This window comes from Paenibacillus sp. FSL H7-0716 (assembly GCF_038002705.1).
Taxonomy (GTDB): domain Bacteria; phylum Bacillota; class Bacilli; order Paenibacillales; family Paenibacillaceae; genus Paenibacillus_AQ; species Paenibacillus_AQ odorifer.
The window spans coordinates 21,172-43,080 of record NZ_JBBODA010000018.1 but is presented as its reverse complement, the minus strand read 5'-3'; the positions used below and the strand labels follow the sequence as shown (position 1 = coordinate 43,080).

18 protein-coding genes are annotated in these 21,909 nt (G+C 44.8%); all 18 read right to left on the bottom strand.

Features of this window, described 5'->3' with window-relative positions; translation table 11 throughout:
* Positions 1 to 30: 30 nt before the first annotated feature.
* On the bottom strand, positions 31 to 1,239 hold the full coding sequence (locus MHH60_RS20940; protein ID WP_076137268.1) for a Tm-1-like ATP-binding domain-containing protein: 1,209 nt from the start codon (positions 1,237 to 1,239) through the stop codon (positions 31 to 33).
* A 152-nt stretch (positions 1,240 to 1,391) separates the two neighbouring features.
* The gene (locus tag MHH60_RS20935; RefSeq protein WP_076137266.1) at positions 1,392 to 2,591 is read right to left on the bottom strand and encodes a phosphoenolpyruvate hydrolase family protein; all 1,200 of its coding nucleotides are present in this window, start codon (positions 2,589 to 2,591) and stop codon (positions 1,392 to 1,394) included.
* Positions 2,592 to 2,727: 136 nt separating this feature from the next.
* Positions 2,728 to 4,143, bottom strand: a complete 1,416-nt coding sequence (gene argH / locus MHH60_RS20930) for an argininosuccinate lyase (RefSeq protein WP_036678523.1) — start codon at positions 4,141 to 4,143, stop codon at positions 2,728 to 2,730.
* A 94-nt stretch (positions 4,144 to 4,237) separates the two neighbouring features.
* Positions 4,238 to 5,473, bottom strand: a complete 1,236-nt coding sequence (locus MHH60_RS20925) for an argininosuccinate synthase (protein WP_076137265.1) — start codon at positions 5,471 to 5,473, stop codon at positions 4,238 to 4,240.
* Between the two features lie 311 nt (positions 5,474 to 5,784).
* Positions 5,785 to 6,753: an ornithine carbamoyltransferase gene (gene argF, locus MHH60_RS20920; protein ID WP_036678521.1), complete on the bottom strand. Its 969-nt coding sequence runs from the start codon at positions 6,751 to 6,753 to the stop codon at positions 5,785 to 5,787.
* On the bottom strand, positions 6,750 to 8,036 hold the full coding sequence (locus tag MHH60_RS20915; protein ID WP_076137263.1) for an acetylornithine transaminase: 1,287 nt from the start codon (positions 8,034 to 8,036) through the stop codon (positions 6,750 to 6,752). Before MHH60_RS20915 ends, argF begins: the two co-directional genes overlap by 4 nt.
* 69 nt (positions 8,037 to 8,105) lie before the next feature.
* Positions 8,106 to 8,936, bottom strand: coding sequence for an acetylglutamate kinase (argB, locus tag MHH60_RS20910; protein ID WP_076137261.1), 831 nt, complete (start codon positions 8,934 to 8,936; stop codon positions 8,106 to 8,108).
* A gap of 41 nt (positions 8,937 to 8,977) precedes the next feature.
* On the bottom strand, positions 8,978 to 10,210 hold the full coding sequence (argJ, locus tag MHH60_RS20905) for a bifunctional ornithine acetyltransferase/N-acetylglutamate synthase (RefSeq protein WP_076137260.1): 1,233 nt from the start codon (positions 10,208 to 10,210) through the stop codon (positions 8,978 to 8,980).
* A 20-nt stretch (positions 10,211 to 10,230) separates the two neighbouring features.
* Positions 10,231 to 11,286 carry an N-acetyl-gamma-glutamyl-phosphate reductase gene (argC, locus tag MHH60_RS20900; protein ID WP_076137258.1) on the bottom strand — a complete coding sequence of 352 codons (1,056 nt, stop codon included), beginning with the start codon at positions 11,284 to 11,286 and terminating at the stop codon, positions 10,231 to 10,233.
* Between the two features lie 177 nt (positions 11,287 to 11,463).
* Positions 11,464 to 12,348: a YitT family protein gene (locus tag MHH60_RS20895; RefSeq protein WP_076137257.1), complete on the bottom strand. Its 885-nt coding sequence runs from the start codon at positions 12,346 to 12,348 to the stop codon at positions 11,464 to 11,466.
* A 99-nt stretch (positions 12,349 to 12,447) separates the two neighbouring features.
* Positions 12,448 to 13,561 (bottom strand): peptide chain release factor 2 gene (gene prfB / locus MHH60_RS20890; protein ID WP_111505793.1). Its coding sequence is split into 2 segments (ribosomal slippage): positions 12,448 to 13,488 and positions 13,490 to 13,561, totalling 1,113 coding nucleotides; the frame shifts between segments, so codons are not numbered across the junction.
* Positions 13,562 to 13,926: 365 nt separating this feature from the next.
* Complete coding sequence (gene secA / locus MHH60_RS20885) at positions 13,927 to 16,434, bottom strand: preprotein translocase subunit SecA (RefSeq protein WP_036678509.1); 2,508 nt, start codon at positions 16,432 to 16,434, stop codon at positions 13,927 to 13,929.
* Positions 16,435 to 16,703: 269 nt separating this feature from the next.
* Positions 16,704 to 17,252 (bottom strand): ribosome hibernation-promoting factor, HPF/YfiA family, encoded by a 549-nt coding sequence (gene hpf, locus MHH60_RS20880; protein WP_036678506.1) that lies wholly within the window; start codon positions 17,250 to 17,252, stop codon positions 16,704 to 16,706.
* A 229-nt stretch (positions 17,253 to 17,481) separates the two neighbouring features.
* The gene (locus MHH60_RS20875) at positions 17,482 to 18,915 is read right to left on the bottom strand and encodes an S-layer homology domain-containing protein (protein ID WP_076137254.1); all 1,434 of its coding nucleotides are present in this window, start codon (positions 18,913 to 18,915) and stop codon (positions 17,482 to 17,484) included.
* 317 nt (positions 18,916 to 19,232) lie between these two features.
* Positions 19,233 to 19,430, bottom strand: a complete 198-nt coding sequence (locus MHH60_RS20870) for a cold shock domain-containing protein (protein ID WP_019915069.1) — start codon at positions 19,428 to 19,430, stop codon at positions 19,233 to 19,235.
* Positions 19,431 to 19,664: 234 nt separating this feature from the next.
* Positions 19,665 to 20,000, bottom strand: coding sequence for a hypothetical protein (locus tag MHH60_RS20865; RefSeq protein ID WP_076137252.1), 336 nt, complete (start codon positions 19,998 to 20,000; stop codon positions 19,665 to 19,667).
* The gene (gene fliS / locus MHH60_RS20860) at positions 19,993 to 20,382 is read right to left on the bottom strand and encodes a flagellar export chaperone FliS (RefSeq protein WP_076107027.1); all 390 of its coding nucleotides are present in this window, start codon (positions 20,380 to 20,382) and stop codon (positions 19,993 to 19,995) included. Before fliS ends, MHH60_RS20865 begins: the two co-directional genes overlap by 8 nt.
* 22 nt (positions 20,383 to 20,404) lie before the next feature.
* A complete protein-coding gene (fliD, locus tag MHH60_RS20855; RefSeq protein ID WP_076137250.1) occupies positions 20,405 to 21,898 on the bottom strand; it encodes a flagellar filament capping protein FliD in 1,494 nt (497 codons plus the stop codon).
* Between the last annotated feature and the right edge of the window lie 11 nt (positions 21,899 to 21,909).

The following is a 21,909-nucleotide window of genomic DNA, read 5'->3' as shown; positions in this document are numbered from 1 at the left end:
ATTTAAATATTTATTTATCTTATAAAAGCCTTATTTGCTCATGAGATCTATTAGCTTCTGCGCTGCTGCTTCTGCAAACTCCACATCATTAATGGCACACTCCATTTCGATAACCTCGACAACGTTTCTGTTTACACCATTTCTTAAGGTATCAAATAACATTTGATCTTCCTCTACGCCATAAAAAGCTTCCCCTGCAACATCAATGCCAGATATCCCTTTAAGCGGCAGCATTAACACCGTTTTCTCTTTGGCCATATTTAATTTCTCGACAAGCTTTTTGCCGATGGCTTCATTTTCTTCTACTGTTGTTCTCATCAGAGTAACTGTTGGATTGTGTTTATAAAACTTATGTCCAGCAAATTTCGCTGGTACCGTATCATAAGGGCCAAAGTTGCACATATCAAGCGCGCCTACCGAGACAACCTGTGGAATATGATGTTTACCAGCAGCTTCTAACCGATGAGGTCCTGCATTCAGCACGCCGCCAATAATTTCGTCCGCCCACTCTGTTGTTGTCAGATCCAATACGCCTTCAATAAAACCAGCCTCGATTAATGCTTCCATGGACTGGCCACCTACACCTGTTGCATGGAATACAAGCACTTCATAGCCTCTAGTCTCAAGATAGTTACGGGCTGCCGTCACACAAGGGGTTGTTACCCCAAACATTGTTGTAGCTACTAATGGTTTTTTCTCTATCACTTGTTTATTCTCAAATTTAAGCATACCGGCGATGGCGAAAGCTGCATTAGTAAAAATCTTTGTTGAAATAGAGTTCAGCCCGGCAACATCCACTACGGATGGCATCATGACAATATCACTAGTGCCTACATATGGAGCAGTATTCCCTGAAGCTACGGTCGAAACCATCACTTTAGGTACACCAATAGGTAATGCCCGCATACCCGGTGTTACAAGTGAAGTGCCTCCAGTGCCCCCAAAGGAGATAATTCCATCAAATTTGCCTTGCTTATATAATTCAGGTACTAATTTTTCCATACCTTTGGCTAATAATTCTGTTGCTAGTGCTCTATCTTTTTTGGCAACGAGCTCATCTATACTTACACCCGCGGCTGCTGCTACTTCTCTATTAGAGATATCCGGTGTAAACGTGGGCTCAAACACACCTGTATGAATTGTAAACGTACCCAGCTCCAAGCTTTCCAGTAAATTTTTAATGTAGAGATATTCTTCACCCTTGGTGTCAAAAGTTCCGGCAATAGCAATCGTCTTCATTTCTTCAACCTCCTCCTCAAATATCTGCAACAAGAAATATAAGGATAATGTATAATGTGAAACTTATGCTTTCTTATATTTCAAAAAAAAGCATGATCAACTTATGAGTTAATCATACTTCTTTGATTTATGGATGAAAACGCTTTTATGTCTTATGTTTTTGTGTTTATGTTAGATTTATATTGTTTTGGAGAGAACCCTTTATACTTCTTGAACATTTTGCTAAACTGCGCATAATCCTGGTATCCAACTAATGGCGCTAACTCAGATAACTGGATATGGTCTCTATGTAATATTTCCGCCGCCTTATCCATCCGAAATTGCACGAGATACGTTTGGAAGCTGCAGCCTACTTTTTTGGTGAACAAACTGCTCAAGTAACTTCGGGATACATGTGCCACCTTAGCTAAATCTGCAAACAAGATCTCATTCCTATAATTTTGAGCTACGTATTCTTTTACAAATTCAACATAATCATAGTGCTTTGTGATGCCATCTAACATTTTGACCATAAAATCATCTTCATCCAGCGTCCCCGACACTTTAAAAGCTTTAGTTATATTAGTAATGGACTTCTCCGATGGAATTCTTTCAAAAGCAGAGCCCCCGATATATCCCATCAGATTTTGATTATTGCTGTACATATATTGCACATCAATTGGCGTTTTCACCGGACCACCGTAAACCAGCTTAATTAAATCTGGCTTTAGCTCATTGCATGTATTAAATATCTTGTCCGCTTTAACCTTGGCAGCTTCCAGAGAGAATACTTTCTTAGCGCCTAATAACCCGCCTTCTGTTAGACCTAGATGCGCACAAATAATATCCGCTCCAGCCTCAATCATCTGTGCTGCCTGGATTTCGTCAAATACAAAAGCAATGGTAAACAAATCCTTCTCATGGGCTATTCTTATGGCTTCTACTTCAAGTAGATAACCATTCCCCTCTTCTTCGAGCGCTTCTCCAAATTGACCATCTATTAAACCAACCGTGGGGTAATTATTAATGCCGGCAAAGCCTCTATTCTTTATTTCACTTATATAGGATTCCATATCTTTTGTCGGATCAGTTGCATTGAGGCCAAAAATAATAGGGATATCTCTGACCAAAGGGATGATTTCCCTAGATGCAAAGTCCATCACCATATCATTGCTATTACAAAATGGTAAAATACCAGCGAGAGAGCTCCTCCCCATCTGACGGAATTTACCCGAGTTTAACATCAGAAGGAAGTCAGCTCCACCCTGCTTCGCATACTTTGCAGTAATTCCAGCACCTGTGGCTACACCAATAATATGATTCCCCAGCTCTAATTGGGATCTAAGCTCGTCTAGGATTTGCTTTCTGTTCATATCTACGAACCCTCCTATCCTAACCTAAGGATAACCGTAAAGAACACTGCTAATCCAGTCATAGTTCATTTAGATAATAAAAAAATCCCGCCTGCCACCTATAAAGGTCTGAGGCGAGATTTGATATGGATACGGTTTACAATATAGCGTCTCCGTGTTGTACAACCCATTCATTAGCTTCGTGCAATGCCAGCTCCGCCCGTTCAATTGCAGCCTTCACCTGAACGGTGGCTGTGCCGCCATAAACGTTACGAGCGTTAACTACAGCTTCCGGTTGAAGAACAGCATAGATATTCTCGTCGAAGAGCGGTGAGAATTGCTTGAACTCCTCCAGGGTCAAATCCAACAAGAATTTGCCTTCGTTGATGCAGTAGAGTACCGTTTTCCCGATTACCTCATGCGCTTGGCGGAAAGGAAGCCCCTTGCCTACCAAGAAGTCAGCGATATCCGTTGCATTCGAGAAATCCGTGTTCACCGCTTCACGCATACGACCTTTGTTCACCTTCATAGTGGAGATCATCGGCGCGAACAATTGTAGTGCACCAGTCAGCGTAGTAACCGTATCAAACATGCCTTCTTTGTCTTCCTGCATATCCTTGTTGTACGCCAGTGGCAATGATTTCAGCACCGTCAGTAAGCCAATCAGGTTGCCGTAAACGCGGCCTGTTTTGCCCCGTACCAGTTCTGGTACGTCAGGGTTCTTCTTCTGCGGCATAATGCTGCTGCCTGTGCAGAAAGCATCATCCAGTTCTACAAAGCTGAACTCTGTGCTGCTCCACAGCACCAGTTCCTCACTGAGTCTGGATAGATGTGTCATGATAAGGGAAGCATTCGCCAAGAACTCCACGATGAAATCGCGGTCGCTGACAGCATCCAGACTGTTCTCATACACACTGTCAAAACCCAGTTGTTCTGCTACAAAATGACGGTCAATCGGGAAGGTCGTTCCCGCAAGCGCTCCTGCTCCGAGTGGCAGCACGTTGATCCGTTTGTAGCTGTCCGTCAGACGTTCTGCATCGCGGCGGAACATCGATACGTAAGCCAGCAAGTGATGAGCAAACAGGATCGGTTGTGCCCGTTGCAAATGCGTATAACCAGGGATGATGGTCTCTACATTATCTTTGGCTTGTTCGATCAAAGCTTCCTGCAGCTCATGCAGCAAACTAACTAGCTCAACTACACGGCCACGTAAGTAAAGGTGCATGTCCGTCGCCACTTGATCATTACGGCTACGTCCTGTGTGCAGCTTACCACCAACTGGACCGATTTCCTCGATCAGATGTTTTTCAATATTCATATGGATGTCTTCATCCGATACTGAGAAAACAACCTCTCCAGCATTAACCTTGTCCAGCACTTTGTTCAGACCTTGTTTGATTGTTTCCACGTCTTCTTGTGGAAGGATTCCGCATTTGCCCAGCATCGTGACATGTGCCAGACTGCCTTGCACATCCTCTTTGGCCAAAGCCTTATCAAAGCCAATGGAAGCTGTATATTCCTCCACCAGCTTGTTTGTTCCTTTAGTAAACCGTCCGCCCCAAAGCTTGCTCACCTGTAGTTTCCTCCTCTTGGACGCCAGAGGGCCGCTCCTATCCTGACGGGAGGAACGGCCTTCGGGGTTGCCCGTTTAAGTTTATGTTATCGTACTATTTAGAAGCTCCATTTACACCTGTAGAAACTTTAAGGCGCAAAGCGTTCAAGTGGATAAAACCAGTGGCATCCCCTTGATCATAAGCTTGTGTAGGATCAGCTTCCATTGTTGCAATCTCAGGATTGTATAGGCTGACAGGGCTCTTCACTCCAGCGCCAATGATATTGCCTTTGTACAGTTTAATTCGAACAGTACCCGTTACATTTTGTTGGCTCTGCGTCACAAGAGCCTGCAGTGCAATACGCTCTGGAGCGAACCAGAAACCGTTATACACCAAAGTGCTGTAACGGGTGATCAGGCTATCACGCAGGTTCATAACTTCACGGTCCATCGTGATGGATTCCATTTTGCGATGAGCGACAAAGAGGATCGTTCCACCTGGAGTCTCATACACCCCACGGCTCTTCATGCCGACAAAACGGTTCTCAACCATATCCACACGCCCGATACCGTGTTTACCACCTAGATCATTCAGTTTCTCCATAACTTGAAGTGGGGATAAGGATTCACCATTCAGGGCTACGCAGTCTCCCTTAACGAATTCGAGCTCCAAATATTCCGCTTCATCTGGAGCATCCTCAGGAGCGTTGCTCAGCAGGAACATTCCTTTGTTCTCTGGTGCACTTGGATCGAACCAAGGATCTTCCAATACGCCGCTCTCATAGCTGATATGCAGCAGGTTACGGTCCATCGAATACGGCTTCGCCGCAGAGGCTTGTACCGGAATATCATTAGCTTCCGCATAAGCGATCATTTCCGCACGACCTGGGAATTGATTGCGGAACTCTTCCAGACGCCAAGGTGCAATCACCTTGATGTTCGGAGCCAATGCAGCTACGCCAAGCTCGAAACGGACTTGGTCGTTCCCTTTGCCTGTCGCGCCGTGCGCAATAGCCGTTGCTCCTTCAGCGATGGCGATATCTACCATGCGCTTAGCGATCAATGGACGAGCAATACTAGTTCCGAGCAAGTATTGGCCTTCATAAAGGGCGCCAGATTGGAACATCGGGTAGATGAAATCGCTAGCGAACTCATCGCGCAGGTCGTCAATGTATACTTTCGAAGCGCCGGTTGCTAGTGCTTTTTCCTCCAGGCCGTCGAGCTCTTCTTTTTGGCCGATATCGGCTGTGAAGGCGATGATCTCCGCGTCATAAGTTTCTTTAAGCCATTTCAAAATAACGGATGTATCCAATCCGCCGGAATAGGCGAGTACAATTTTTTCTTTAGCCATGGTGTGGCAACTTCCTTTCGTGTGGGGGTATAAGATTCGCTTAAATGCGTTAATAGAACTCCGGTGATAAAGCGCAACTACGTGAAATGTTTGGACTTCCGGTCGCTGTTATAATCAGATTTCTATGATTGTAGTCTGCCTTCGCAGATGAAATCTGATTATAAAGGCGAACGCTAACGCTCCTACAGTTCCAAACTTTCACTTCATTGCTCCCCACCGGAATTCCAACGCTACTTTATTAAGTTCATCTTATATAGTATTTTATATAATCTTAGACCAATATAAGTTCAATCCTAATTATCTATGATTCCTTAACTCATCAACGCAGCCATTAAAGCTTTTTGCGCATGCAGGCGGTTCTCAGCCTGATCAAAGATCACCGAGTTAGGGCCGTCAATCACGCCTGTGCTGACTTCTTCCTCACGGTGGGCTGGCAGGCAGTGCAGGAAGAGGTAATCGCTCTTAGCGCCTTTTACAAGCTCCTCATTGACCTGATAGTCTTTGAATGCCGCTTCACGTGCCTTTTGCTCCTCTTCGAAGCCCATACTCGCCCATACATCTGTATAGATGACGTCAGCGTCTTGTACAGCTTCTTGCGGGCTACGAGTGACCACAATCTTCGCTCCGGTTTCTTTAGCGATCTCACGAGCTTCTGCGACAACCGCTGCATCCGGCTCATAACCTTCCGGTCCGGCGATAGATACGTCCACGCCCAGCTTAGCTCCGCCAATCATTAAGGAATGCGCCATATTGTTGCCATCGCCGATGTAAGCCAGCTTCAGGCCTTTGAGCTTTCCTTTGTGCTCATAAATCGTTTGATAATCCGCCAGCACTTGGCAAGGATGTGCCAGGTCACTAAGACCATTGATTACGGGAATAGAAGCATAACGAGCGAGATCTTCGACCTTGTCATGACCGAAGGTACGGATCATAATTCCATCGAGATAACGCGACATTACTTGCGCTGTATCACCAACAGTTTCTCCGCGTCCAAGCTGGATATCATTTTTGCTCAAGAAAAGGGCATGCCCTCCCAGCTGATACATTCCAACTTCAAACGACACACGCGTACGTGTAGAGGATTTTTCAAAAATAAGACCAATCGTCTTTCCCTTCAGCGGCTGAAATTCTTCGCCATTTTTCTGTTTCTTCTTCAGCTCAATCGCCGAATCAATCAGATACGTAATTTCCTCCGGGCTGTAGTCGTTCAGCTCCAGTAAATCACGGCCTTTCAGTTGCTGCGCAATGGTGTGTTTATTACTCTGTACGCCCTGACTCATGAGCTTACCTCCCCGTTTGCTTGTTTAGCATAAGTATGAATGAGTTCGCATAGGATGTCCACCGCTTGGTCGATCTCCTCTTTGCTTACATATAGATTAGGCAGCAGACGAAGAACATTAGGACCGGCTGTCACGAACAACAGGCCTTTCTTTTGTCCAGCCAGTACAATATCGCCTACTGGGGATTGACATTCAATCCCGATCAACAGCCCTTTACCACGGATATCCTTCACAAAAGAACAGTCCGCCAGCTTCTCTTTCAAAAGACCTGTCAGGTATTTACCCATTTCTTCGGCGCGCTGTGGAAGCTCATCTTCCAGCATCGTCTCAATCGTCGCTGCCATAACAGCTGTTGCTAGCGGTGTTCCCCCGAAGGTGGACGCATGGCTGCCCGCTGAGAAGGCTTCACGCAAATAACCTTTGCCAAGCATTAAACCTGCCGGGAACCCGCTAGCAATCCCCTTAGCCAAGGTGAAAATATCCGGTTCAATTCCATAATGCTGATGAGCGAACAGCTTACCTGTACGTCCCATACCTGTCTGTACTTCATCTACAATCAGAAGCAATCCGTGGTTCTTACACAAGGCCACTACAGCGTTCAAGAACTCAGGTTCTACCTCAAGCACGCCACCCTCTGCAAGTACCATCTCCAGCATGATAGCAGCTGTATGATCTCCGATAGCAGCTTCTAACGCTGGGAGATCATGCAAGGGTACGGTCTTGAAACCTGCTGGAAGCGGCAGGAAGCCTTCTTTTACCTTTTGCTGGCCTGTGGCTGTTAGTGTTGCCAGTGTACGTCCATGGAAGGATTGTTCGAATGTGATAACCTCATAACGGTCGGCACCTTTAATCTTCTGATGATAACGGCGGGCCAGCTTAATAGCAGCCTCATTCGCTTCTGCCCCGCTATTGCAGAAAAACACTTGATCAGCGCAGCTATTCTCTGTCAGAAGGTTGGCAACTTTATCTTGTCCCGGAATATGGAACAGATTCGAGACATGCCAGAGCGTATCAATCTGATCCTTCAGCTTAGCGCCGACTTTTTCAGGAGCATGACCTAGACTGGTCACAGCTAATCCACTGGTGAAATCGAGATACTTATTGCCTTTATCATCCCATACCCAGGTGCCCTTGCCTTTAACTAAGCTGATATCATATCTGGCGTAAGAAGGGAACACTGCACTCAGCTTGCCTGCTGCAACATCCGGTGTACCTGATCCTACTGTATCGGTCTGCTGTGCCCCTGCTTGCGAATTCAACTCCGCTTGTGTAAGCTTGCTCATTCTAAGTCACTCTCCCATCGGCTGCTCCTGTGAACAGGCTGCGCCTCTAATTTGTATTCATCTATGATTCTACGAACGAATAATACGTGTACCTATCGCTTCACCTTGCAGTACTCGACTAAGCACCCGTGGTTCTTTTCCATCCACAATGATAACCTCTGATACGCTGCCCTGAATGCAATCGATAGCTGCCCGCACTTTAGGGATCATGCCACCGTAGATTTCCCCACTTTCGATCAAGGCTTCGATTTCCTGTACAGTAACGGAGGGAAGCACAACCTTTTCACCTTCCACTGTACTCATGATGCCTGGAACATCTGTGATGACGATCATTTTGGGAGACTCCACATAGGAAGCAACTGCCCCTGCTGCCGTATCTGCGTTAATATTGTAGCGCTGACCTGCTGCATCTACTCCGATAGGAGCAATGACAGGAATATAACCCATCCCAACAATACCAGTTATGATCTCAGCCTTAACTTCCGTTACTTCTCCTACCAAACCTACTTCGGCGCTGTTCGCCACAGGTTTAGCAATAATCATATTGCCATCGATGCCCGAAAGCCCCAGAGCTAGACCGCCACTCCCTTGAATTCGCCGGACAATCGCCTTGTTTATACTCCCTGCCAGCGTCATCTCTACAACATCTAGTACTTCCTCGGTGGTTACTCGCAGGCCATTCACAAAGCTGCTTTCAATGCCCAGTTTCGCTAGATTCTCGGAAATGGCTGGCCCTCCACCATGAACAATTACTGGCTGAATGCCCTCCTCCTGCAAATCTCGCAAATCCTCAAAAAAAGAATCTGGTAGAGCCGCAAGCGTACTGCCGCCGCATTTCATTACAAACAATCCACTACCATCTAAAGCATCTATAAGTTCAAGCTCGCTATTTTGCGTCATATAATCGATATCCTTCCCTTATGGGCTTAACACGCCATAAATTAAGTGCGATATGCGGCGTTAATACGCACATAATCGTAAGTTAGGTCACAGCCCCAAGCCGTTGCTTTTCCGCTTCCATCATGCAGATCTACAGTGATCAGCACAGTTTCACTTTTTTGCAAATAGGCCAAAGCCTTTTCCTCGTCAAAAGCAACTGGCTTCGAGTGCAAAAGCACCTCAATATCCCCTAACGAAATGTTCACACGCTCCGGAGATACCGGAACACCCGCGCGTCCAACCGCAGCAATAATCCGCCCCCAGTTCGCATCCGCTCCAAAAATAGCAGATTTCACTAGACTAGAACCAACCACTGTCTTAGCAATCGCTGCCGCCGCCTCATCATGAACAGCACCATTCACTTGAACCTCAATCAGGTGAGTTGCACCTTCGCCATCTCGAGCAATCGCTTTGGCAAGCGTCTGACACACATAAGTGAATCCAGCAGCAAAAGCGTCCCAATCCGGATGCAGCCGTGTCAGCTTCTCATTACCGGCAAGCCCACTCGCCATCGACACTAACATATCATTGGTGCTAGTATCTCCATCGACTGTAATCATATTAAAAGTAACATTCGTAGCTGAACGTAAAAGACTAAGTAAATCCTCCGCTGCAATATCAGCATCCGTGGTCATAAAGCCAAGCATGGTAGCCATGTTAGGATGGATCATCCCTGAGCCCTTTGCAGCTCCGGCAATTGTAACTTCTACACCGCCAATGAGCACCTTCACGGCGATCTCTTTTTTAACTAAATCAGTGGTAAGTATAGCTTGGCAGAATTCCTCCGCGCCAATAGCTCCTCCGTCCAGCTTCTCTGGTATTGCAGTAATTCCGCTACGTACGCAGTCCATCTTCAACAGTTCACCAATAACTCCTGTCGAAGCAACTGCCACATCATTAACGGCCACACCTAAATGCTGAGCCGCAGCAGCGCGCATCTCATAAGCATCTGCTTCGCCTTGTTCGCCTGTGCAGGCATTGGCATTCCCGCTGTTCACGATAACCGCCTGCAATACTCCGTTCGAAAGGCTTTCCCGAGTCACTTTAAGCGGAGCTGCCTGAAAAACATTCGTCGTATATACGGCCGCAGCTGTTGCCGGAACTTCACACAGAATCACTCCGAGATCGTTGCGATCTGTTTTTTTTAATCCACAATGCAATCCTCCGGACTTAAAACCCTTAGGTGAAGTGATGCTTCCACCCTCCAAGGTGGTAAATAACTCAATCTCGCTCATATTATTTGTACCGCTGATCCTTATGGATACACAGGTGTGTAGCCGAGGCCAAGGGTTTCCTCCCATCCCATCATCAAATTAAGGTTCTGTATTGCCTGCCCTGCCGCACCTTTTACAACATTATCAATGACGGAGACTATGGTCACCCGCCCTGTACGAGCATCTGCTGCAAATCCGATATCACAATAATTAGAGCCGCTAACTTCTTTTGTCGCCGGAATCACACCTACATCACGCACCCGCACATATGGCCGGCCCGCATAATATTCACGGTATAAATTCACAAAATCCTGCTCCGTATAATTGTCCGTCATCCCTGCATACATCGTACTCATAATTCCCCGGCTCATCGGCACGAGATGTGTGGTGAATGTTACCGTTACCTTTTCTCCAGCAACCTCTGTGAGTGTCTGCTCAATTTCTGGTATATGTTGATGCTTATTGATTTTATAAGCTTTAAAGTTCTCATTAATCTCTGCGTAGTGCACCATCAGGCTTGTTCCGCGTCCTGCTCCAGTAACTCCTGATTTCGCATCAATAATAATACTGTCGTGCTTAATCCAACCTGCCTGAATTGCAGGAATTAGTCCAAGAAGTGTAGCTGTAGGATAACAGCCTGGATTAGTTATAAAATCAACCCCAGCCGCACGCTCTCCAAACACCTCGCAAAGTCCGTATACAGCCTGCTCTAGATATTCATCAGCCGGAGCGGGATGTTTATACCAGTGCTCATACTCTGCACCATCCTTCAATCGGAAATCACCGGACAGATCCACGACCTTAAGTCCAGCTTCCAGCAGCTGCGGCACCAGCTTTGCGCTCACACCCGACGGCGTTGCCGTAAATACCACATCTGCCCGCTCAGCCATCTGAGCCGGGTCAACGCCATCCAGCCTTCGATCAATGATACCCGTCAAATGCGGAAAACCTTCCTCTATAGCATCCCCTGCACTTGATGAGGAAATTACCGAAGTAATCTCTACCTTAGGATGACTTTGTAGCAGCCGAATCAGCTCTACGCCCCCATAACCCGTTGATCCAACAATCGCCGCTCTCAGCTTGCCTTCCACTGTCATCCCCACTTCCTGCTTATCATGAATTATAATAAATAATATAATGCATACCGTCTTAGAAATATGTATTATTATACGACTCAATTAATATAAATACAACACATAGTGTTAACTTTCTTTATTCCTAAATATAATTCTATTTACAGAAAAAGAGAAGCGTAGCTTCTCCTTTCGGAGAAATTACACTTCTCTTTTAAAGCCTTCACCCAGCACCTCATGCGCCTCAGTTATAATCACAAAAGCACTAGTATCTACCGATTGAACAATCGCTTTTAATCTGGAAACCTCATTCTGGCCTACTACAACCATTAGCACCGTACGCTCATCACCAGTATAACCGCCATGTGCATCCAGCTTCGTCAGACCCCGATCCAGATCATTCAAAATCGCCTCAGATATTTCTTCCGTCTTGTCCGAGATTATGTAAGCCACCTTTGTATAACGGAAGCCTACCTCTATCGCATTAATCGCCTTACCTGTAACAAACAGACCGATCAGTGCATACAGTGCTTGTTCCATACCGAGTATAAAAGCAGCCAGCACAATGACCGTCCCGTCCAGCAGCACTACGGAAATCGAGAAGCTGAGACCGGATATCTTTTGAATAATCTGCGCCAAAATAGTAAGTCCACCTGTCGAGCCCCGTCCGCGGAACACAAGACCTAACCCCACCCCCACACAGATACCGCCATAAATGGAAGCTAAGAGTGGATTGGTGGTAGGTGCAGGCAAATCTTTTGTCAACAAGATAAAGAGTGGTAACACAAAGCTCCCAAGCAGCGAGCGAACTCCGTATTGTTTACCCAAGAAAATTACCCCGAGTACAAACAACGGAATATTAAGCGCCCATTGCGTAAATGCCGGTTCAGCCCCAAACCAAGCTTCAGCCAATACCGACAGACCGGATACACCACCAGAAGCAATATGATTAGGCAGAAAAAAAAGATTAAACCCCAGCGCTGTAACTAGCGATCCGAGCAAAATTAACATCGTATCCACCCCATGTCGGAGTGGCCCATTCAGAGGAATCAGTGGGGGTTTATTACGTGAATTGACTTTTTGCATTTCAAAGGCTCTCCTTAAAGTGTCATCTTGCTCTACGAAAGAAGAAACGGCCATCCCATCCTAATCCTTGAATGGTATCCGTTTCTCCGAAACTCTCTTTTATTCTGCCTCAATCTTGATCTGGCTACGCAAGTAACCATCAATGAATGCATCAATATCTCCGTCCATCACAGCGCCCACATTCCCCGTTTCCACGGAAGTACGGTGATCCTTAACCATGTTATACGGATGGAATACATAGGAACGGATCTGACTGCCCCAAGCAATATCGGATTGCTCGCCGCGAATCTCATCCAAATGCTGCTGCTGCTCTTGCAGTTTGCGCTCATATAGCTTGGAACGCAGCATTTTCATCGCTTGTTCGCGGTTTTTGATCTGTGAACGTTCGTTCTGACAGGTTACCACCACACCCGTAGGTAAGTGAGTAATCCGCACCGCGGAGTCTGTGGTATTAATATGCTGTCCACCGGCGCCACTTGCACGATACGTATCGATCTTAAGATCCTCCGTACGAATCTCAACCTCTACATCATCTGTAATTTCCGGAACTACATCACAGGAGACAAAAGAGGTATGCCGTCTGCCTGAAGAGTCAAACGGGGATATCCGCACCAGCCGATGTACACCCTTTTCAGCTTTCAGATATCCATATACATTGAAGCCTTTGATGAGCAGTGTAACACTCTTGATTCCCGCTTCATCACCCGGCAGATAATCCAGCACCTCAACCTTAAATCCTCGTTTCTCAGCCCAACGGGTATACATCCGCAGCAGCATCTGGCCCCAGTCTTGGGATTCCGTACCGCCCGCACCCGGATGGAGTTCAAGAATAGCATTCAGCTTGTCATACGGCTGGTTAAGTAGCAATTGCAGCTCGAATTCATCCACTTTGCTACCTAAACTGCTGATCGTCTCCCCAATCTCTGCCGCAAGATCTTCATCGCCCTCTTCATCCGCAAGCTCCGCCATCATCGCAGCATCGTCGTATTCTTGTTGCAGCTTCTCGTATTGATCCACGGACGATTTCACGGCATTCATCTCGCCGATCACGCTCTGTGCCTGCTCTGGATTATCCCAGAAGCCTGGAGCAGCCATTTTTTCTTCAAAGTTCGAGATCATCTCTTGCTTAAGATCTAAGTCAAAGAGACCCCCTAAGGTCAGTTAGTTTCTTGCCTATTTCACGCAGATCCTGCTTTACATTTGGTTCTATCATAGGTCACTTCACCTTTCAAAATTGGTTGTTACGGTCTTCGCTATTGGAAAGTTAGTAATGAGTGAATGTTCAGCCATTCCGAGAAGGATTGGACTTCCGATCGCTGTTGTTTCCAGATTCCTTGAATTGATAACCGCATAGTGGTTGGAATCCCGAAACTAAGGTGAACACTCCGTTTCTCCAGTTCCAAACCTTCTCTCCATTCCACATTCACTCAAGTGCTAAATACCCAAAAAAAGCGACTGGGCCGTAAACGGGGGATCCCCCCGGGCCCAGCCGCTCTTTATGGTTAGTATACCCATAGAGATCAGGGTTAAAGACTTACATCTTCAACACCTGAATATGAGCGCTACTAAACGTTTGTCTTATGCGTTTTGACCGTGGCAGTTCTTGTACTTCTTGCCGCTTCCGCAAGGGCAAAGATCATTACGACCAGCTGCCGCCTCAACATGTACCGGACGTTTCTCAGCAGGTTCGCTGTTAGTGGAAATTTTATTTTCCTCTACAACGGATTGACGCTCCTGATTTGTCTCGATGTGAGCCTTCATAATATAAGTAGCTACTTCTTCTTGAATCGTAGCCGTCATAGTATTAAACATTTCGAAACCTTCGAATTGATACTCGCGAAGTGGATCAGTACCACCGTAAGCACGTAGGTGAATCCCTTGACGCAATTGATCCATCGCATCGATATGATCCATCCACTTGCTATCTACGGAGCGCAGCACGATTACCTTCTCGAATTCACGTACCAATTCTGAACCCAGGCGTTCTTCACGAGCAGCATATTTCTCAAGTACACGTTCAAAGATGTACTCAATGATCTCTTCTGCTTCCTTGCCCCACAGAATATCGCGAGTCAAAGCACCTTCTTCAAGCAGCTTGCTGTTTACGTAATCAGCAACTTCTTGCAGCTCCCAGTTCTCAGGAATATCGTCACTGCAGTGTGCGTGAACAATACGTTCAATAACTGGCTTGATCATTTCAAGTACGATATCTTTAATATTTTCAGACTCCAGAATCTCACGGCGTTGTTTATAAATAATTTCACGCTGTTGATTCATCACGTCATCATATTGCAATACGACTTTACGAATATCAAAGTTATTACCTTCAACACGTTTCTGAGCAGATTCCACAGCACGCGTAATCATGCGGCTCTCAATCGGCTGATCTTCCTCAAACCCAAGGCGATCCATCATACTCAAAACGTTGTCAGCGCCAAAACGCTTCATCAACTCATCACCAAGAGATAAGTAGAATTGTGTAGAACCTGGGTCCCCTTGACGACCCGCACGACCACGCAGCTGGTTATCAATCCGGCGCGATTCATGACGCTCTGTACCAATGATATGCAGACCTCCAAGATCTGTCACACCTTCGCCCAGAACGATGTCCGTACCACGACCTGCCATGTTGGTAGCAATCGTAACTGTACCTGGCTGACCTGCATGTGTAATGATTTCAGCTTCAGCAGCGTGATGCTTCGCGTTAAGCACTTGGTGTCTAACGCCTTTGCGCTTCAGCATTTCAGATACGAGCTCTGAATTCTCAATCGATACTGTACCAACAAGTACAGGTTGGTTCTTTTTGTGACGCTCTACAATTTCTGCCACAACAGCGTTGAACTTACCGTTCTCACTCTTGTAGACGACATCTGGCATATCTATGCGCTGATTTGGTTTATTCGTAGGAACTTGAAGAACTTCAAGACCATAAATCTTCTTGAACTCTTCTTCCTCAGTTTTAGCTGTACCTGTCATACCGCCCAATTTGCGATACATACGGAAATAGTTCTGGAAAGTAATCGTAGCAAGCGTCATGCTCTCATTCTGTACTTCGATTTCTTCCTTCGCTTCAATTGCTTGGTGCAAACCGTCACTATAACGACGGCCTGACATTAAACGTCCCGTAAATTCATCAACAATAACGACCTCACCCTCGTTAACAACGTAGTCTACGTCACGACGCATAATTACGTTTGCTTTCAGGGCTTGGACGATATGGTGATTCAAGGTTACATGACTGTGATCATACAAGTTCTCAATACCAAAAGCGCGTTCAGCAGTAGCTACACCTTTTTCAGTCAAGGCTACGGACTTCACTTTGATATCAACTGTGTAGTCTTCTTCAGCTTTAAGCTTTTTCACAAAACGGTCTGCTGCAAAGTACAATTCAGTAGACTTCTCAGCTTGTCCGGAAATGATAAGAGGTGTACGGGCTTCATCAATAAGAATGGAGTCCACTTCATCAATAATACAGAAATAAAGAGGGCGCTGAACCATTTGTTCTTTATAAAGCACCATGTTGTCACGCAAATAATCGAAACCAAATTCGTTGTTCGTGCCATACGTAATATCGCAGGCGTAAGCATCTTGTTTATCAGCATGGTCCATACCGCTTAGGTTAACCCCAACCGTCATGCCCAGGAAGTTATAGATTTGTGCCATTTGTGCGCTGTCGCGCTGAGCCAAATAGTCATTGACTGTTACTACATGTACGCCTTTACCAAGCAAAGCATTCAGGTAAACCGGCAATGTTCCTACTAGAGTCTTACCTTCACCAGTCTTCATCTCGGAGATTCGGCCTTCATGCAGAGCCATACCACCAATTAATTGTACATCAAAATGCCGCATGCCAAGCGTCCGTTTGGAAGCTTCACGTACGGTTGCAAACGCCTCAGGAAGAATTTCTTCCAAGGTTTCGCCTTTCTCAATACGGGCGCGGAACTCTTCCGTCTTAGCTTTTAAAGCTTCATCGGATAGTGCTACAAATTCCGGCTCCAATCCATTAATTACATCGACTGTCTTCATGAGACGTTTAACGTCACGATCGTTTGTGTCTCCGAATATTTTCTTTACAAGTCCTAGCATGGTTAACCCCTTTCATGCAACACAGATGGTGGAACCGAGCCCATCCTCACAAAATTGAAAGGGCCATTTATAAATTCGATTCCGCTGCTTCATAAATTGTAACAGTTTGTAAGAGATGCCGCAATACAAGGTGTAACAGCCACATTTTTCATATATACGCACAAGAGCCCTATTCGCTATAAGCGAATAGGGGCTCGGTTTAAATTTCCTAGGTTCTGACTAACTCTCGAGGCCCTTTATACTTAGAGCATAACTGGCGTCATTGTATCTTAGCCCTGTTCAATCAGTCCATATTTACCATCATCACGTTTGTAAACTACGCTAACTTCCGAGGTGTCGATATTGGAAAACACAAAGAAATTATGTCCTACCATGTTCATTTGAAGAATCGCTTCTTCCACATCCATCGGCTTCATCGTAAAGCGTTTGTTCCTAACCACTTCTAAATCATCATAATCTTGTTCTTCTACAGCAACAGCGGCACTAGCTCCATCCACAAACAGCGTCTTGAGTCCCTCTTGACGGAACTTCCGGTTCAGCTTCGTTTTGTGTTTGCGAATTTGGCGTTCCAGCTTGTCCACAACGGCGTCTATGGAAGCATACATGTCATCACTGCGATCTTCCGCACGAAGCGTCACGCCAGCAAGCGGAATGGTTACTTCCACCGTATGAAGGCCGCGAACTACGCCAAGCGTCACAGACCCTTCAGAGGTAGGGGGTGCTTCGAAATACTTCTCAAGTTTGCTGAGCTTCTTATCAACATACTCTCTCAAAGCGTCGGTCACGTCAATTTGTTGACCTCGAATGGTGAATTGCATGGCCACTCCTCCTTTAGTTACACCTTCATTATACCAAATTGTAAGCGCTAAGTAAAAAGCAATTCCTTACAGCCCTTACATTTAGATAACAAATGTTGTCATAGCGTTCACAAATAAAACAAGTCCGGTAAGAGCAACCAATCGCCCTACCGGACCAAAAGTAAACCTGTCGTTATTATAGTACGGATTCCACTCTTATATTCTCCGAATGAAATCACATAAGGTCAGGCTATTTGGTATGAATTTGAATGATTTCTACAGGGGACCATTGAGAACCCGATCCTGCAATAACATATACCTTATAGGCAGTATTTGCTGCTAAACCAGTTAGGGTCTGTGTACGTTTTACACCAGGAGCAAACGTAAGTGTGTCAGTCCATGGAGCAGCCAATGCAGTACCGCTACCATTTTGACCTAAAGCAATCTGCGCTGCAGTAGGTGCCTTATCATTTGCTGGTAATACTACATATCTAACTGGGGTTGTAGTGCCACCTGTCACACCATATTTAACATATACATCTGCTGTAACTGTACTAACTTGTCCCGGCTCAAAAAGCGAAATCGAGCTAGCAGTAGCTTGAGCAGTAGTCAACCGAACTGTCGTTACAGTAGACAAGTTACCAGCTGCATCCGCCAGCGTGATATATGTTGCATATTCTGTACCAGGATTCAATCCGTAAACAGAAAATGTAACCGTTGTGTTAGCTACAGTCGCAACACTACCATGGATACCACTTGCAGTCCCGTTACTAATTTGTCCTTTTTCCACCTGCAATGCAGTTGGAGCAGTTACATCAGCATTATAAGGAGCTACAACATAGTATACTGCACCAGTTACGGAAGGTGTCAGGTATACATCCGCTGTGACCGAACCAACATTACCGTAGGTTGCCCCACTTACTGTTGGCGCTGTGCTACTTCCGCCGCTACCGTTACCACCAGAACCTCCGCCCGTACTACCACCTGGAGCAGCAGTTGGGGTTGGTGTAGCTGTTGGTGTCGGAGTCGCCGTTGGAGTTGGTGTAGGTGTTACACCACCACCTGTGCCACTACCAGGATAATAGATAGCTGAAGTATTGATAATACCTACAGCCTCGGCACGTGTTAACGATCTCTTAGGACCAAAGGTTCCATCTGGATAACCGTTAACAATCTTCTTTTCCACTGCGGCTGCTACAGCACCTTTTGCCCATGCTGCAATTTGTGCATTGTCTTTAAATTTGTTCGAAGTTGTATTAGTGCTCAATTTAAGTAATTTTGCAGTAATTACAGCTGCCTCTTCTCTTGTAAGCGGATTATTAGGGCGGAACGTATTATCCTCGTATCCTCCGATATATCCAGCTTCCACGGCTTTAGCCACTTCACTGTAATTCCAGTTTGTGCTCTTCATGTCTTTGAAAGTTACTGTTGCTTTAGTTGTAAACCCTAACAAGCGATTTACCATAGTCACATACTCACCACGCGTAATTGCTTTGTTTGGTTTCACCGTTCCATCTGGGTAGCCTCCAAGGTAACCTCTATCTAGCCATTCCTGCAGCTGACCTTGCGCCCAGTGGCCTTGAATATCCTTAGGTACAGTTGCAGCAGATACGCTGCCGAGAGACCCCAATAACATACTAGTACCTAATATTCCGGTCATAAGACCGCGCCACATCTTCTTCATCCTGCTAATCACCCTCCTAATTGTTTTGATAGCTTAGGCTATATTGAATTTCTTCGTGAATGTAGTAACCTAGGCTAACATAGTGTGTGTCGAGGTAAGATAAACAGCTCAACGTATATCTATTACCCACCTTTTGCAGAGTTCTAACATTTTCCATAAAATGAATTTACAAAATAGGCTATTTTCTTTACTAGGATTGGCTATACTAGACACATATGAACGCACAAAAAAAGGATCTTGGAAGATTCCAAGATCCCTGCTAGCGCTGTCTAAATTGCTAACCATCTACTTATATGTAGTTCGGCTTCGCCGGATGATTATAATTTGATTACGTTAGCTGCTTGTGGTCCACGTGCACCTTCAACGATATCGAATTCTACGGATTGACCTTCATCCAATGTCTTGAAACCATCAGTTTGAATCGCGGAAAAGTGTACGAATACGTCGCCACCGTCTGCAGTCTCGATAAAACCATAACCTTTTTCTGCGTTAAACCATTTTACTTTACCTTCCATTGATTAAACATTCCCTTCGTCATCAGATGAACGTGAGTCTTGCTCACAATTCGACTATACCACCGTAACTTCTTTATTGTCAATTGGAAAAGAAAATGTTTACATTCAATAATTTACCACGTAAAATAAACTATTAAATTTTCCATAAACAAGAAATAGATTCGGTACAAAGATCAAAAAAAGGAGCAGACGGTATTTAATACCCGTCTACTCCTATAGTGAAACACTGATAAATTATTTTTTGCGATCCATAAGAAAACTGTCTGGGGTGTAGGCGGCCTCGTAGGCGTTGCGTTGGGTTTTGGCTATTTCTCGCTGTTGAAGCCACTTAGCTGCCTCACTTTTAAGTTGTTGCATCCTTGCAATTATCTTAGGATCGGCTTCCAACAACTCTCGTAACTGATGCTGCTCGATTACACCGATCGACTGTTTTTTTACCTGCTGTTCGAGCTGATCTATCAAAATCTGACGTTGTTCGACGAAATCATTTAATTCTTCATATGAACAATTATCTAGTCTAATGATAATATCTTGAGTAATCTTATTTAACTCTAAGATACAATTATCCATGGGCCTTCTCGTGTGCTGGTACCAGCTTTGACGCCTCCAACCAAGTTAAGCGGAACTCAGTCAAATACTGTAACGCCTCTTCTGCAGGAACCTTGTCTTTCTTCACATTCGCCTGAATCAACAAATGATTTATATATTCGTATAGATCATACAAACTTTTAGATATGTCATAGGTAGGATCCAGTGTTGACATCAATTCACTAACAATTGTCTGCGCTTTACCCAGGTTAATGTTTGTCTTTTGATAGTCAACTGAATCGATTCCTTCCATACCCGCCCTTACAAATCTAATCGCTCCATCAAATAACATAATCAGTAACTGTGAGGGGGTCGATGTTTTTACCGATGACTGACGGTATTTTTCATAAGGAGAATTTATCATTTGTGTCACCCTTTACTTCATATTAACTCGATAAGAGACTAGTCAAACTTGAGGACTGAGAGTTGTATTTATTCATTGCTGTTTCCATCGCAGTAAATTGTTTGTAATATCTGGTCTCCAAATCATTTAAGCGATCTTGCAAATTACTGATTCGCGAGTCATAATCCTTCAACATTCTACCCATAACACTTTCTGTTTTATATACACTTTTAATATCTGTAGAATATTTTGATGTACCTGCCTTCAAAACAATTTTATCCAAGGCTTTATCGGCTGCATTAGATACCGCCCCAAATATTCCTCCTGTTTTATCTATTGCTGTACCGCGGAATAAATCATTTACCTTTTGAGGATTGGTTAATATAGCTTGTTTAAGTTTATCCTCATCTAGATACAGTTTTCCATTCTCAAAATATTGCCCTGTAGTAATCCCAATTGAACTAAGATCGCCTAGTTTTGATGTTATTGCTGATCGTAGATCCGAAATTGCAGTTGAAAGAATAGAGTCATTTTTAAGCAAGCCGCTTTTAGCCTTCTCCTCCCACAACTCAATATCTTTGTCTGTCATTGCTGCTTTCTGTTCATCTGTCAGAGGGGTATAAGCTCTGTACTTCTCTTCACCTATTTTGTTTGCCATTAGACTTATAAGGTCATTATATGTTTCGACAAATGCTTTGATGGTTTCCATAGACTTATCGGGGCTTGTCTGAGTCGATATCGTTGAGACACCACCAGTGGTATCGCTTTTAGCTAGAAGTGTAAGTTCCACCCCATTTATTGTTAACGTATTAGAGTTTGAAGTATATTCTTCTTCCACTCCGGATGTTTTCACTTTAATTAATGCATCAGCTGCACCGTGGAATGAACTAGGGTCATTACGATCCATATTCATTAAGTCTAAAAAAGAACCACTTAACTTATCATTTTCAATAACATTGTCTGTTCCATATTTGTTAGCCTTAATCGACAACTTCCCACTAACTTCATCGAAGACCGCAGTTACGTTTGCCGAACTGTTATTAATTCTAGCCATGGCTGTTGAAATGGTATCCTCAGATGTAAAGGTAATTGTCTCCCCCCCGTCAATCACAAGCTCAAAAGGAGAGGTTGTACTACTTACTAAGTCACTAAGTAGCGTATTTAGTGTAGCTTTACCTGTGCCAGAAGACGTTGTTAATTTAGTTGTTGAATCTAATGAGGATTTAGATGCAAGCTTTTCCACAGTAACCGACATTTCAACTCCATTAGCAGCTGCAGTAGCCTCGGCCCGAATCGCAGATGTATTTCCCGACACAATAGCTTTTTGTGAATTCATTTGGGAGGCAGTATTCCATTTAATCAGTTTATTCATTTTAAGGTCAACTAACTTAGCGTTAAACTCACGATAGCTGTCTCTTTGCCACCCCAAAATTGTTTTTTGTTGATTAAGTTTATTTAGCGGTTCCCGTTTTGCTGTCATCATTTCTTTTACAATACTATCAACATCTATTCCAGAAGAAAGTCCACTTACTCTCATCGCGTCTCATA